Consider the following 15,256-nt stretch of genomic DNA (forward strand, 5'->3'; position numbering starts at 1 on the left):
GAGTAATTAAAATGTTTAAAAATCCAACTTATAAGAATATGATACGAGTTAAACTGATAGTACTTTTTGTTGCTTTTGCCTTTGTTGTGCAAGCACAGCAGCTACCACACTTTAGTCAGTTTGTGATTAATGATTTTGTGTTAAACCCCGGAGTTACCGGAAAGAATAATTTTTTCGAAGCAAAATCTGTAGTTAGAAACCAATGGGTGGGAATTACCGATGCACCTAGAACTTATGTGTTAAGTTTACACGGACCAATTAAATCCAAAAATTTTGGGGTGGGAGGTTCTGTGTTTACTGATATTACAGGTCCTACACGCAGAACAGGGTTTAACGCATCGTATGCGTACCATCTAAAAATAAAAGAAGGCTTGAAGTTAGGGCTTGGTGTAACAGCCGGGTTGCTGCAATTTGCTATTGATGGCTCAAAATTAAATTTACAAAACGCTAATGATGTGGCTTTGGCGAATGGGTATGTAAATGATTTGATTCCTGATTTTGGTTTTGGGGCGTATTTACATAGCGAAAAATTTTATGTTGGAGTAGCAGCACCACAAATTTATCCGGCTCGACTTAAGTTTTTTGACTATACAACAGCAGGCAGAATAGTTACACATTTCTATGCTATTGCAGGTTATAAGTGGAATGCAAGCGATGATTTTTTAGTAGAACCTATGTTGGCTGTAAAACAAGTAGCCCCAGTGCCTGTGCAAGCAGATATTGGAGCACGTGTTTCGTACAAAAAAACAGTTTGGCTAGGAACTACCTATAGAACCAAAGATGCGGTAAATGTAATGGTTGGTTATAATTTTAAAGAAAACCTTACAATTGGATATTCATACGATATTACTACATCTAATTTAAAACGCTACAATACCGGAACGCACGAAGTATTATTAGCTATTCGGTTTTATAAAGCAGAGACCAATTAAGAAAAAACATACTCATAAAAAATAAGTCGTATAAAAAAAGCGTGGGCGAAAGTGAATCTTTTGCCCACGCTTTTTTTTCTAAGTTACGTTGCGGTGCTTACTTCATATTGCTGTAAACTGCCTGTACATCATCATCGTCTTCTATCTTATCAATAAGCTCTTGCACCTCTTGTTCTTGTTCGGGTGTAAGCTCTGTTTGTGTATTTGGAATTCGTGTTAATTCGGCACTAATAACTGTCAGTCCTAATTGCTCCAGGCCTTTTTGCATTGCGCCAAAATCAGAAAACGAAGTTTGAATAATTATGTTTGCTTCGTCTTCATATACTTCTTCTGCGCCAAAATCAATTAATTCAAGCTCTAAATCATCACTATTTTTTCCGGCAGGATCTATTTTAAAAATACCTTTGCGTTCAAACATAAAATCTAAAGAGCCCGTTTTCCCCAACGCACCACCACCTCTATTAAAGCACAGTCGAATATTTGCCACTGTACGCGTTGGATTATCTGTTGCACACTCAATAACAATGCCTATTCCATGAGGACCATATCCTTCATAGGTAATTTCTTCATAATCTTTTTCGTCTTTTGATACGGCTCTTTTTATAGCAGAATCTACTCGCTCTTTAGGCATGTTTACACTTTTAGCATTTTGAATGCACATGCGCAAACGTGGATTGTGATCCGGGTTTGGGCCACTTTGCTTAACGGCAATAGCAATTTCCTTGCCTATACGTGTAAATGCTTTAGCCATCTTGGCATAGCGAGCAAACATTTTGTGTTTACGTTTTTCGAATATACGTCCCATGTAAAATGTAAATTAAGTTACAAAACTACAAAAAAATGGGAAATAGTATAGAATGGTTAGTGTGCCTCTATCTTTTCGGTTTCGGGGATTGCAATTAATTCAACCTGTATATTTCTAAGAGGGGCGGTATGTTTTTTGTAATCATAAATAATTTCTATTACATCATAATCAATGTTATTCGATTTCGAGCCATCAATAATTACTTTGCTTTTCGGTGGAATATGATCTAATGTTTGTAAAATGCTTCCTTTGTTTAGAAACGAAACCTCTTCGGAAAGTACCAATCTGATTACCTCATCTTTATTGTGCGTTTCTTTTTTATAAGAGTAAGAATATTTATAGTTTTTGCGCAAAATGAAGTAAATGGCCACGCACATTCCTATCGCAATTCCTTTTAATAAATCAGTAGATAAGATGGCTATAACCGTTACCACAAAAGGGATAAACTGATCTGCACCCAATTTGTACATCCCCTTAAAAAGAGACACTTTTGCTAACTTGTAACCTACTAACAATAATATTGCTGCTAGGGATGCAATTGGAATATAATTCAAATACCGTGGAATTAAAATAGCGGAGACCAGCAGAATAGCCCCGTGTATAATAGTTGCTAATTTTGTTCTTCCGCCAGAGCTAATATTAGCAGAGCTTCTAACAATTACTTGTGTTATTGGTAAACCACCTATCAATCCCGAAACAATATTTCCAATCCCTTGCGCTTTTAGTTCTTTATTGGTAGGTGTGTTTCTTTTATATGGATCTAACTTATCGGTAGCTTCTACAGATAAAAGAGTTTCCAAGCTTGCTACAATGGCTAATGTGAATGCGACTTTGTACACATTTATGTTAGAAAACTGTGAAAAGTCGGGAGTTGTGAAAAAACTTATAAATTGCTGAAAAGTAGAAGCAACGGGTAATTGCACTAAATGCTCCCCATTCAAAAATAATTCAGGGGAAATAATTGCATACGCTTGATTAATTAAAATACCTACTAATACTACAAATAAGGAGCCGGGCAAAAATTTAAACAGTTGCACTTTTTTCATAAAGGGCCTATCAAACAAAAGGATCAATCCAATAGATACTATGGAAATAATTATTGCGCCAAAGCTATTATATACAACTGCATAATAAATATCAGAAAAAGTGTTATGTCCATCAATTTGGTCAAAAGATTCGTCCCCCATAAAATCTTTGTCGAAACCTAATGCGTGCGGAATTTCTTTTAAGATTAATGTAATACCGATTGCCGCCAACATACCCTTAATTACTGACGAAGGGAAATAGTGCCCTATAATTCCGGCACGAAGGAATCCTGCAATTAATTGAATAATTCCTGCAATTACAACCGCTAATAAAAATGCTTCGTAGCTGCCTAGTGTGGTAAGTGCATTCAATACAATAACAACTAAGCCCGCAGCAGGCCCCGACACACCTAATGCAGAGCCGCTTAAAATACCCACGACTATACCCCCTACCATTCCGGCAATTATTCCGGAGAAAAGTAAATCGGGGCGACCAGTTGATGCAGAAGCTACGCCTAAACACAAGGGCAGTGCAACAAGATAAACAACAAGCCCCGCAGGGAAATCGTACTTAATATTTTCGAAATATTTTTTCATTAGCAGTTAAGATAAATTTGAATTGTATAACAATAGTTGGTTTTGCCAGTTTGGTAAACCAATTTGTTAGGAGATTAAATTATTTGTTCAAAATCAAATTTATAAACCCCATCTATTTCTTTGTTGTCTCCAACGGTAACATTTAAGTCTTTCAATAAACCATTAGCTACATCATATACTAAACCATGTACCTGAAGAAACCTTCCGGTAGCCCATGTGTTTTGAATTATAGATGTTTTTATCAAATCAAGCACTTGCTCTTGCACATTCAGTTCTACCAACCTTCTTCTTTTTTGTTCTAAATCGGCAATACTGTCAATTTCTTTTTTATGCAAACGATACACATCTTTTATGTGTCGAAGCCAGTTGTCAATTATACCTACTTGTTTATTATCAAGCGCTGCATTAATACCGCCACAACCATAATGTCCGCATACAATTACGTGGCTTACCTCTAAAACATTTACTGCGTAATCAAGTACACTAAGCATGTTCATGTCCGTGTGTACTACCATGTTGGCAATATTTCTGTGTACAAATATTTCTCCTGGCTGAGTTCCAGTAATTTCGTTCGCAGGCACTCTGCTGTCGGAACATCCAATCCACAAAATGGGAGGTTTTTGTCCTTTAGCTAGTTTGTTAAAATAATCAGGGTCTGATGTCGTTTTCTCTTCTACCCACTTTTTGTTATTTACGAATATATCTTGATAAATTTTTGGCATAACATGTACTTAGTTTAATGAAGCAATTACTTGAAAGATGAATTAAAGAGGTGTCGAAGAATAACGACACCATAAACACGCAGAAAAACTAATTAAATGTTATTTGGAGGGGGAGTTTCCGGTATGGGTAAGTGAAAGTTTGGAATTTGATATTTATTGAAATCGATGTCTGCTTCTAGTAATGGACTATAAACAATAAATTGATTGGAAAAATAAAAATCGTCTTGCTCGCCTTGTTTACTTTCTTCCTTTTTTTCGCTTTCCGACTCCTCGGCCTCTTCTGTTTCTATTATTGACGAAAAACAATACTGCTCCGTATCAAGCAATATAGAAAGCAAACTTGTCATTTGCGACAATGTAAATGCTACTATTATGGCGATTAATACGTTTTTTTTCACAGTATTTTAATACGATTATCAATTAAAAATATTCCAAAATAATTATATCTTGGTGGTATAACCAAAAAATAATTAAATGCGAAAAATACTACTTTTTTTACTTGTGGGTGCACTCCCAATTGTTAATTCTTGTGAAAAAAAGAAAGATGTACAAGGATGTACAGATGCCGATGCGACTAACTACAATGCAGACGCTACTGTTGATGACGAATCTTGCACATACAACTACGATGCCTCAACAGATAAAAATGAGGCGAAACAAGCTGCAGGGAATACCACTACAGGTATATACGAAGATTTAATGGTGTTTACCATGGTACAATACGAATCTGATAACAATGCCGGACTAGGAAAAACAAATGGCACAACGCCTACACCTGCCTGTGCAAATGTGTCCATCACCCCTAGTTTGCCTACTGTTTGGCCCAAGAAACTTACAATTGATTTTGGTACTACTAATTGTTTGTGTGATGACGGAAAATACCGAACAGGCAAAATCGAAGCTCGATTCAACGACAGTTGGGTAACACCGACATCTAATGGTCCAAAGGACAGTATGGTGGTAACCCTTACCAATTACCACGTAAACGACACCATGCTTATGGGCACTAGAATATTTGTGAAAGACAGCATTTCAGCATCGGTATTGAGTATCACTGCGATTGTAAATAATGCAGGCGTTGTTTTTCCCGGAACATCTGGAAACGATACGTTAAACTGGAGTTATACAGGATCTGTTAAACTTACTTTTGGAAATAAGGGTGACTATAACGATAATGTAGTAAGTTTAAATATTTCAGGAAATGTTGATACAAAAGTTGGAACATATGCTATTCAGACATTGCAAACGCTATCCACACAATTTAGTTGTCTGTCAACGTGTGTTTTTACTGCTGGACAATTAAAATTATCTAATACCGAGGCACAAAGTGTGAAAGTGGGACCTAAAACCTATAGTGCAAGTGTAACAACAGCCTATACACTCGATTTTGGAACAGGTAGCTGTGACGGTACGATCAACTCATCAACAAATGTGGTTGGTGTTAATACCACTGATAGTTCAGAGTTGTTTAATGAATCAAGTTCCGAAACGATTAACTGTGATGATTTTACAGACTGGGAATAATTGGCGTAGGCATAGATTTAGTTGACTAAAAAAGGGCTCTAAAGCCCTTTTTTAGTATGTATATAGAACAATAAAATTATTTTACATCTGTTGTAACTTTTATTACTATTGGTTCGTCACATACAAAACGGAATTCTATTTAATGACTATTGAGGAGTACAATACATGTGTAGATAATTTCTCGGACGGCATTTACCGGTTTATCCTTAAAAACGCCAAGGATACCGATAAAGCCAAGGATATTGTGCAAGACACTTTTGAGAAGCTTTGGAACAAGGTGTTGGATGTAGATTTTTCAAAGGCAAAATCGTATTTGTTTACAACCGCATACCACACATTTATTGATCAAGTAAGAAGAGAGAAAAAACAAGGAGATTGGGAAGAAGCGCCATTACAAAGTCTTACCCACACAAAACAATATTCCGATTTAAAACACATACTAGAGGATGCGTTAAATAAACTTCCGGATATTCAAAAATCTGTACTAATGCTGCGTGATTATGAAGGGTACAACTACCAAGAGATTGGAGAGATAACCTCATTAACAGAAGCGCAAGTAAAGGTATATATTTTTAGAGCACGAACTTTTTTGAAAAATTATATTGGCAGTATAGAAAACGTATTATAACGTGGAGATAAACAAACATAATTACTCATTTTACCTAGAGCAATACACCAATGGCTCTATGGACGAGGCTTTACAAGAAGCTTTTGAGCAATTTATGGTTGATAATCCGGAATTGTGGGATACCACAACAACTATTCTTGATTTGGAAGAAATCACACTGCCTTTTTCAGAAAAAGAATCGCTAAAAAAAACTACTATTTCACTAGATAATTACGCCACTTTTTTTGTCCGAAAAATAGACAATGATTTGTCTAATGCTGAAATAGCAGCCCTAGATGCCTTTCTTGACAAAAATCCGCACTTAAAAGGAGAAGTTGCATTATTTGAAAAAGCAAAATTGAATACAGATACAACTATTGTTTTTGAAGAGAAGCAAGCATTAAAAAAAACAGAAACAGTAATTACAGCAGACAATTATGCGCACTATATTGTTCTTGAACTAGACAATGAATTGGGGGAGTACGAAAGTAAAAAACTTGCTCAATTTATAGCTACCAATAAAAAATATGAACAAGAAAAAGAGTTGTACGCTAAAAGTCGTCTGGTTGCACATCCCGTCCTATTTGAGGATAAGGAACTATTGAAAAATATTGGCAGCAGAAAGAAAAATGGGCTGTTCTATTACATTTCAATTGCTGCATCTATTCTCGTTTTGCTGGGTATTGGAATTGTATTTTTAAATCAAGCGAAAGACGAAGCCACTTCCATTTCTTTGTCGAATATTAATACGTTAGATGCACTTGTGAAAAAGACTGCCCCAGTCATATCGCACAGTACTAACACGACTAATGGCATTACAGCGAAACCTAAAAGTGAGTCATCCCGAGAACATAAATTCGCATCCAATGCTACTAAAAAAAGAAAAAGGAAAAATCGTGTTTCGGCTACTCCTGAACCACAAGTACCTATTGCGAAAGAACAAATAACTCCTGATACGTTAACCACAACTATCTATGCAGCAACTAGTATAGATACCAATGATGTTGGAAGTGCTACTTTTTCGGCAAACACCGAAAATGCTTTACCTGTTGCGCCCCAAACCTATTACATATACGAAAAGGTGGCCGTTGAAAAAAAATCAACATGGATAAAACAAGTATTGACTAAAAAAGATTCTAAAACAGAAAAACAGAAAAATGGGTTTACTCAACTACTAGCTAAAACAGTTGCAAGGCTGACTAACAAAAAAATTATATATACCCCTAGCTATAATGAATACAATGAGTTGGTGGCATATTCGATACAAACACCAGGGTTTGCGATGTCTAAAAATATAGGAAATGAAGAAGAATAATTTTTAGAACGAACTGTAACTTTTACCATGTCTCAATCGTCCTATTATAAAGGAAGCTAAAACATAGGATATAATTTTAGCACAAGTAAAAATTAAACTAGATACCAAATGAAAAACTTAATTCCCGCAGCATTTTTAACACTAGGATTATTGTTACATGCAAAAGCACAAACAGCCAGTTTTACTAAAGTACATTTGAATGGCAACGTAGATGTGGTAGTTGAACAATCGGACAGTTTTTTAGTTGCAATTAATGCTTCTGAAAATAACGCACCTAAGATAAAAACTACCATTTCTAACGAAGGTGTACTTACAATAACAACGGATGCAGGCATTAAAACATCTGAGAAAGCAAGTATATTAATAAAAGTGCCTAAGCTAAACGAACTAGAAATTAACGGTTCGGGTAATATTAAAAGTAAAGGAACATTAACGACCGACAATATTGCGCTTATTACAAAATCAACCGGCTCTATGGATTTAAACATAAAGGCCTCAGAAATAAATGCAACCATACATTCCATTGGGGTAATAAAACTTGCAGGAGAAACCTCTGTGTTAAATACTGAGATAACGGGTGTAGGCAGTATTGATGCGTTTGAGCTTCAATCAAACAAAACAAAAGTTTCAATATCGGGTGCTGGTTCTGCACAGGTGCAGGCTAAAGATAAGCTAGAGGCGTCCGTATCGGGTGTAGGTTCGGTTGTATACAAAGGAACTCCTTCCGAAAAAATAATTGAGGTAAGTGGTCTAGGTGCAGTAAAATCGAAAGAAACAAAAGAGATGGTAAGAAACCCAGGTACAAAATTTAATTTTTTCAACAAACAAATTACTGTAGAAGATGATGAAATTGAGGGTGAAGAAGAAAAGAAGTATGAGTACGATGCAGGCGATTTTAAACATTGGAGAGGGATTGGATTTGGTATAAATGGATACATGAGAGATGCATCATTCGTGCTTCCTGGAGGATATCCATATTTAGAATTAGATTATGCAAAATCGTTTTCTTTTAGTTGGAATGTCATAGAAAGACAAATGCGCTTAACAAAGAATGCTCCTAATGTAAACTTGTTTTGGGGTGTTGGATTTGAATGGAACTCATATGCTTTGCAAAATAATTATAGATTAAGACCATCAAACTGGAAACCCGAAGGAAACGTTATATTAGACGCACCTCCATTAACTTTAGGTGCGGATTACGAAGCAACGGACGTGTTTACTAAAAATAAATTGAAAACAGTTTTTGTGAAAGTTCCTTTAATGCTCGAAATAAATTCATCATCTAATCCTGATAAAAATTTCCATGTAGCAGCCGGAGTAATTGGCGGGTACCGCCTTGCAGCAAAAACAAAAATTAAATACGAAAAGAATAATGATGAAAAAAAGGAAGTCGTGAAAAATGATTATTTCATAAATCCATTCCGTGTGGAGGCAGCTTTCCGAATTGGATACAAGCATAACACCTTATTTGCCAACTATGCTTTAACATCTTTATTTCAAGACACAAAGGGTCCCGAATTAAATCCATTTACAATAGGGATACACAGAAGTATATAAACGAGAAGAATGGCAAAAAGCGCAAAAGCCAATACTGTAGTGGCTTTTGCGCTATGTTATAAAAATAAGTAGGGGTATTATCCCACCAATGCTTTCTTGCTTAGTCCAACCAATTCTTTTGCTGCGTGAACAATTCCTTCTACATCAAAACCGCATTCTTTGTGCAGCTCCAGCTGTTCGCCATGTTCAATAATTTTATCGGGTATTCCTAGGCGCCTTACTTGAGCAGCATATCCACTATCTCCCATAAACTCAAGCACTGCACTGCCCATACCGCCCATAATACAGCCATCTTCTACGGTAACAATTTTTGTATGTTTAGTAAACACTTCGTGTAAAAGTTGCTCGTCTATTGGTTTTGCAAAACGCATATCGTAATGCGCTGCATTTATACCCTCTTTTTCTAATTGCTTGCAAGCCTCTACAGCATAATTACCAATATGTCCTATGGTTAGTATTGCAACATCTTCGCCTGCTTTTATTTTTCTTCCTTTGCCAATTTCAATTTTTGTAAAAGGCTTTTTCCAATCTGTCATCACACCATTTCCACGTGGGTAGCGAATAGAGAATGGTGCATTTGTTTCGGGCAATTGAGCGGTGTACATTAAGTTTCTAAGCTCTTCTTCATTCATCGGAGCAGAAACAATCATATTGGGAATACATCTAAAATAAGCTATATCATAAGCGCCATGATGAGTAGGCCCATCGGCTCCTGCAAAACCACCTCTGTCTAAACAAAACACCACATGCAGGTTTTGCATGGCTACATCATGCACCACTTGATCGTATGCACGTTGCATAAAAGAAGAATAAATATTGCAAAATGGTACTATTCCTTGCGTTGCAAGTCCTGCCGAAAATGTAACAGCATGTTGTTCTGCAATACCCACATCAAAAGCTCTGTCGGGCATTGCTTTCATCATAATATTTAACGAGCAACCGCTAGGCATAGCAGGTGTTATACCCATTATTTTAGGATTCTTTTCTGCCAACTCAACAATGGTATGCCCAAAAACATCCTGATATTTTGGTGGTTGTGGTTCGGTTGGTTTTACTTTAATAATTTCTCCTGTGTCTTTATTAAATAGTCCGGGAGCATGCCACACGGTTTGGTTTCCCTCTTCCGAAAATTTATATCCTTTTCCTTTTACCGTTAAGCAATGCAAAATTTTTGGACCCGGAATATCTTTTAAATCTTTTAATACTTGTTGTAGGCGAACTACATCATGTCCATCAACAGGTCCAAAATAGCGGAACTTAAGCGATTCGAATAAGTTACTTTGTTTTAAAAGCGTTGTTTTTATTGCATTCTCAACCTTTGACGCTATCTCTTGCGCATTAGGTCCAAATTTGCTGATTTTACCTAGCAATTTCCAAACTTCATCTTTTACTTTATTGTAGGTGTGAGAAGTGGTAATGTCTGTCAAATATTCCTTCAGTGCCCCTACATTTGGGTCTATCGACATGCAATTGTCATTCAAAACCACTAAAATATCTGCATTCTCCGCACCGGCATGATTCAATCCTTCAAAAGCCATTCCGGCTGTCATGGCTCCATCGCCAATAACTGCAACGGTTTTCTGTGCATCATTTTTATACCTACTCGCTACGGCCATGCCCAATGCCGCAGAAATAGAAGTGGAGGAATGACCTACACCAAATGTATCGTATTCGCTTTCTTTGCGTTTAGGGAAACCACTAATGCCTTTGTAAATTCTGTTGGTGTGGAAAATATCTCTACGACCTGTGAGAATTTTATGTCCATATGCTTGATGTCCCACATCCCATACCAATTGATCAATTGGCGTATTGTAAATATAATGTAAGGCAACTGTAAGCTCAACAACACCTAAGCTTGCGCCAAAGTGTCCACCTTTTTGAGACACCACATCAATAATGTATTGGCGTAACTCATCACAAACTTGTGGTAGCTTATCTGACTTTAACTTGCGCAAATCAGCCGGATAATTAATCTTTCCTAAAAGTTCTCCCGCTTTAAATTCCATGTTGTTTTTATGAGTTGCAAAAGTAGTGGATTTTAACATTAATTTAATATTGTTTGGTAAAGTTTATTAAACTGATAACCAACTTGTTTGAAAATTGTTCTGTGCTATGTAAGTGAATCAAACAAAAAGCCTCGTTCTGTATAGAATTGAAGCACTTTTGGCAATGTGGTTTTAATTTTTTCTTCTGCTTTTATATTGTCGTGAAACACAAGAATAGAGCCATTTCCATAGTTATTGGTTGCATTCAAATAACATTGCTCATTTGAAATAGAGGCAGAATAATCCATGGTAAGAATATCCCACAATACAATTTTGTACTTTTTTTGCAATTCACGGTAGGCTGAAAGCCGCATTTTACCATAAGGTGGGCGAAACATCGTAAAAGGATACAATTCTTGACATTTTTCAATATTGGCAAGATAATCTGCATTGCTAACTTTCCAGCTGTTTACATGATTATAGGAATGATTGCCAACAGTGTGACCTTCCGTTAAAATCCTGTCGAAAAGGGTAGGGTACTTTACAATATTTTCCCCCACACAAAAAAATGTAGCCTTTGCGTTATACTCTTTAAGTATATCTAGAATACGAGGAGTAATGGTAGGTATGGGCCCATCATCAAATGTAAAATAGATTTTTTTTTCACTTGTAGCAACTCTCCAAAGCGCCTTTGGATAAAGCTTTCTGAGTAGAATAGGTGGTTTTACAAGTAAATTACGCAAAGATTTTTTGTTTATAGGTATGCGTTACAAAAAATATCGACTCGTGAAATTATACATAACTCCAAAATAGATTCTTTAGTGCGTTCAGGGTGAACTCTATGCCACTACGAGCATTTTTACACACCCCTAGCCACTCTCGAGAGAGGAACTAAATCTAATTACCCGCAGGCATTTGCTGCTGAATAGCCATTGGAAGCTCTTTTTCAAACTTCTTAGATAGCTCATCCTGCTTAAAGCTTTTTGCCATGTACACCAAACGTTGCATGATATCCGCTGCTTGGCGTTTTTCTCTTTCGTATGCTCCGCTTAAGGTAGAGTAGTAGTTAAACTCTTGCTTGAAGTTTTTAAACAATTTTTCTGCTAGCTCATTCGCTTGTTTAACATCTCCTGCTTGGTAATACGCACCGGTTATAGAGTACATTGTTGCATCATATGGAGCATTTTCTTCAGGCATTTCTTCACGACATTTGTTTAGCACTTTTATGGCCATATCATTTTTCCCTTCCTCAATTAATGCAGATGCTAAAGCTCCCATTTGCAAGCGCAAATTCATAATCATTCGCATGATGTTTTCGTCCAAAAATGTTCCGGGTTTTTTAATATTACCCCATTTAAACTTATTCATTATGTTGTCATACATAATATCTGTAGCCACGCGCGAGCCCATTTGCTGCTCTTCCGGAGTGTTTTTAATTGGCACCAATCTAAACGCCAATCCTTCTAACTGAAAATAATCTTGTAAATCGATATACGCTTCAGGACCTGTAGTTACCGCAAAATAAACTGGTCTATCCCACTTGAAATTGGCTAACAAATCCAACACCAATAAGTCATTTTTCATGATGTAGTTTTTGTTTACCTCCCAATCAATAGAAGGGACAATTCTGCTTTTAAGCTTCTCAGAAACCAATCCATTTTTTACAACTTTGTTGGTATCAACCGGAATACTCATTTTATTAGTTGGGAAATAAGGCATGTAGCTGCCATCTCCACTAGGAATTTGTTTGTTTTGATCATTGCTACTTACAAAATCTATCAGCTCTTTTAGATTAACGTAGCCCTTTACAGCCTTTTGCGGATATACGGCTACATAATCACGAGTGCCTTGTCTGTACTTATCGTTTGTCATGGAGAATGGCACAGGGTCAGAATTGTAAGCTTTGCGCTTCATTTGATCTATGTACCAATCTGTATTTAGTAAGCTTAAGTTTACAACACGCACATCTGTACGAATACCCTCTACCTCCTGCACATACCAAAGCGGGAATGTATCATTATCTCCATTGGTAAATAAAATTGCATTAGGCGCACACGAATTTAAATAGTTGATGGCAAAATCTCTTGCAGTATATCTTCCGGAGCGATCGTGGTCGTCCCATCCGTCTTTAGCCATTACGGCCGGAACAGACAAGCACAACACTGAGACTAGCGCTGCCCTTGGAACATCACTCAAGGTGTTTTTTAGTAATTCGTACAACCCGTAAACACCAAGTCCAATCCAAATTGCAAAGGCGTAAAACGATGCGGAGAATGCATAATCACGCTCGCGTGGTTGGTATGGATATTGATTTAGGTACACAACAATTGCAAGTCCGGTAAATAAAAATAACAACATTACCACCCAAGCATCTTTTGCATATTTATTAAAATGGAACCAAAGGCCAATTAAACCAAGCAAAAACGGCAGTGCATAAAATTTGTTTTTGGCTTTGTTGTTTTTTAGCGAATCTGGAAGTCCTTTCTCTGCTACTCCAAAAAAGCTGTCAACAGCGGGGATTCCGGATATCCAATTGCCGTCACTAGAGTTTCCGTGCCCTTGGATATCATTTTGCCTTCCTACAAAATTCCAAAAGAAATAGCGGAAATACATGTGATTAACTTGGTAGGAGAAAAAGTAAGTAAGATTCTCGAAGAAAGTTGGTTTAATAACTGTTTCCGATTTTCCTTCGTTATTCATGATGGTAATTTTCTGCCCTGTTACTTTCCCCCAGTTTTTGTAGGCCGCTTCGTGATTGGATTGCGAACTCCACATGCGTGGAAAAATGGTACAGAAACGCTTGTCGTAATTTGGCACTGAATTTTTTCTATCATCAGAAATTACGTACTTGTTTTTTTTGCTGTCTTTTTTATACTGTGGTCCGCCATCTACTCCAGTTAAACTTTGCGTGTTATCAACCTCTTGGCGCATATACACCGGATTCCCATCCTTGTATGGCTCTTGAGGGTCTAATGGAGCGTTGTAATATTGTCCAAACAACAATGGATTGTCTCCATATTGCTCACGATTTAAGTAGGACAACATCGTAATAGCATTCTCCGGATTATTCTCATCAATTGGAGTATTGGCTTTCGAACGAATTACCAACATGAAAAAGGACGAGTAGCCAATTAATAAAACAATTACACACAGCATAATTGTGTTTAGTGTTGCATAATTATTTTTAAGTTTAAATAATAACCATGCAGACAATCCGCCAACGGCTAGTCTAAGCATTACCGCAGATCCTGAAGGGCTTGCAATCAGCGCTAACAATAAAAACAATCCTCCCAATGCAAGTAATGTATTGAATAGTTTAGAGGAAGGATGATGCGAGTATCTAACGCCAACAACTAAAATAGAAACCAATAGAATAAAGTAAATGATTGTTCCACTATTAAAAGGCAATCCAATGGTATTGATAAAGAAAAGTTCGTAATTGGCTGCTAGGCTTACAACACCGGGTATTATTACGTTTTGAATTCCCCCCAATAACAATACAGAAATAATGAATGTGTAGATAAATCCTTTGCGAGTAACTTCGTATTTTTTAAAATAGTATATAAACACCAAAGCCGGAACCGCCAACAAATTCAGCAAATGCACGCCTATTGACATTCCAATTAAATAAACAATCAAAACAATCCATCTGTCTGCACCGGGTTCGTTTGCAATTCGTTCCCACTTTAACATTGCCCAAAATACGGCAGCAGTAAACATGCTGGACATCGCATAAACCTCGCCCTCTACAGCCGAAAACCAAAACGAATCGCTGAATGTATAGGCTATGGCACCCACCACACCGCTACCAAAAATAATTAGTTGGTCGGCAGTTGATAATTCTGTTTCATTTTTGGCAATCATTCTTCTAATTAAAGCCGTGATAGACCAAAACAAAAACAAAATGGTAAACGCACTAGACAATGCCGACATTAGGTTAATCATCAACGCTACCTTTGTAACATCTCCCATTGCAAACAATGAAAAGAAACGTCCCAACATTTGGAAAAATGGTGCTCCCGGAGGGTGCCCTACTTCTAGTTTATACGCGGTAGCAATGTATTCCCCACAATCCCAAAAACTGGCAGTAGGCTCCATTGTAGATGTATAAACAAATGCAGCCACGCCAAAGCAAAGCCATCCAATAATATTATTTAAAAGATTATAATTCTTCATGTATGCGTTGA

Annotated in this window: 12 protein-coding genes; 5 read left to right on the plus strand and 7 right to left on the minus strand. The window is 36.9% G+C overall.

Translation table 11 applies throughout. The annotated features are described in order from the left end of the window. The first annotated feature begins 38 nt into the window (after nt 1-38). The gene (locus tag J0M08_00750; protein ID MBN8701569.1) at nt 39-932 is read left to right on the plus strand and encodes a type IX secretion system membrane protein PorP/SprF; all 894 of its coding nucleotides are present in this window, start codon (nt 39-41) and stop codon (nt 930-932) included. A gap of 97 nt (nt 933-1,029) precedes the next feature. Here the strand turns inward: J0M08_00750 and J0M08_00755 are convergent, their stop codons facing one another. From J0M08_00755 to J0M08_00770, 4 genes are all read right to left on the minus strand, one after another. Then, nucleotides 1,030-1,737: a YebC/PmpR family DNA-binding transcriptional regulator gene (locus J0M08_00755; protein MBN8701570.1), complete on the minus strand. Its 708-nt coding sequence runs from the start codon at nt 1,735-1,737 to the stop codon at nt 1,030-1,032. A 56-nt stretch (nt 1,738-1,793) separates the two neighbouring features. Beyond that, nucleotides 1,794-3,359 (minus strand): SulP family inorganic anion transporter, encoded by a 1,566-nt coding sequence (locus J0M08_00760; protein ID MBN8701571.1) that lies wholly within the window; start codon nt 3,357-3,359, stop codon nt 1,794-1,796. 74 nt (nt 3,360-3,433) lie between these two features. Then, on the minus strand, nt 3,434-4,081 hold the full coding sequence (gene can, locus J0M08_00765) for a carbonate dehydratase (protein MBN8701572.1): 648 nt from the start codon (nt 4,079-4,081) through the stop codon (nt 3,434-3,436). A gap of 92 nt (nt 4,082-4,173) precedes the next feature. Further along, the gene (locus J0M08_00770; GenBank protein ID MBN8701573.1) at nt 4,174-4,479 is read right to left on the minus strand and encodes a hypothetical protein; all 306 of its coding nucleotides are present in this window, start codon (nt 4,477-4,479) and stop codon (nt 4,174-4,176) included. Nucleotides 4,480-4,555: 76 nt separating this feature from the next. On the opposite strand from J0M08_00770, the gene J0M08_00775 reads away from it, so the two are divergent. From J0M08_00775 to J0M08_00790, 4 genes are all read left to right on the plus strand, one after another. Further along, entirely contained in the window at nt 4,556-5,605 is a 1,050-nt protein-coding gene (locus tag J0M08_00775) for a hypothetical protein (GenBank protein ID MBN8701574.1), read from the plus strand. 142 nt (nt 5,606-5,747) lie between these two features. Next, entirely contained in the window at nt 5,748-6,233 is a 486-nt protein-coding gene (locus tag J0M08_00780) for an RNA polymerase sigma factor (GenBank protein ID MBN8701575.1), read from the plus strand. A 1-nt stretch (nt 6,234) separates the two neighbouring features. Continuing rightward, nucleotides 6,235-7,527 carry a hypothetical protein gene (locus J0M08_00785; GenBank protein MBN8701576.1) on the plus strand — a complete coding sequence of 431 codons (1,293 nt, stop codon included), beginning with the start codon at nt 6,235-6,237 and terminating at the stop codon, nt 7,525-7,527. Between the two features lie 108 nt (nt 7,528-7,635). After that, nucleotides 7,636-9,084, plus strand: coding sequence for a DUF2807 domain-containing protein (locus J0M08_00790; protein ID MBN8701577.1), 1,449 nt, complete (start codon nt 7,636-7,638; stop codon nt 9,082-9,084). Between the two features lie 77 nt (nt 9,085-9,161). On the opposite strand, the gene J0M08_00795 is transcribed toward J0M08_00790, so the two are convergent. The 3 genes from J0M08_00795 to J0M08_00805 all read right to left on the minus strand — a co-directional run bounded on the left by J0M08_00795 (nt 9,162) and on the right by J0M08_00805 (nt 15,245). Further along, nucleotides 9,162-11,090, minus strand: a complete 1,929-nt coding sequence (locus J0M08_00795; GenBank protein MBN8701578.1) for a 1-deoxy-D-xylulose-5-phosphate synthase — start codon at nt 11,088-11,090, stop codon at nt 9,162-9,164. 104 nt (nt 11,091-11,194) lie between these two features. Beyond that, nucleotides 11,195-11,812 (minus strand): polysaccharide deacetylase family protein, encoded by a 618-nt coding sequence (locus tag J0M08_00800; GenBank protein MBN8701579.1) that lies wholly within the window; start codon nt 11,810-11,812, stop codon nt 11,195-11,197. A 154-nt stretch (nt 11,813-11,966) separates the two neighbouring features. Further along, the gene (locus J0M08_00805) at nt 11,967-15,245 is read right to left on the minus strand and encodes a DUF2723 domain-containing protein (GenBank protein ID MBN8701580.1); all 3,279 of its coding nucleotides are present in this window, start codon (nt 15,243-15,245) and stop codon (nt 11,967-11,969) included. Nucleotides 15,246-15,256 lie beyond the last annotated feature (11 nt).

The organism is Bacteroidota bacterium (assembly GCA_017303975.1).
Classification (GTDB): domain Bacteria; phylum Bacteroidota; class Bacteroidia; order JAFLBG01; family JAFLBG01; genus JAFLBG01.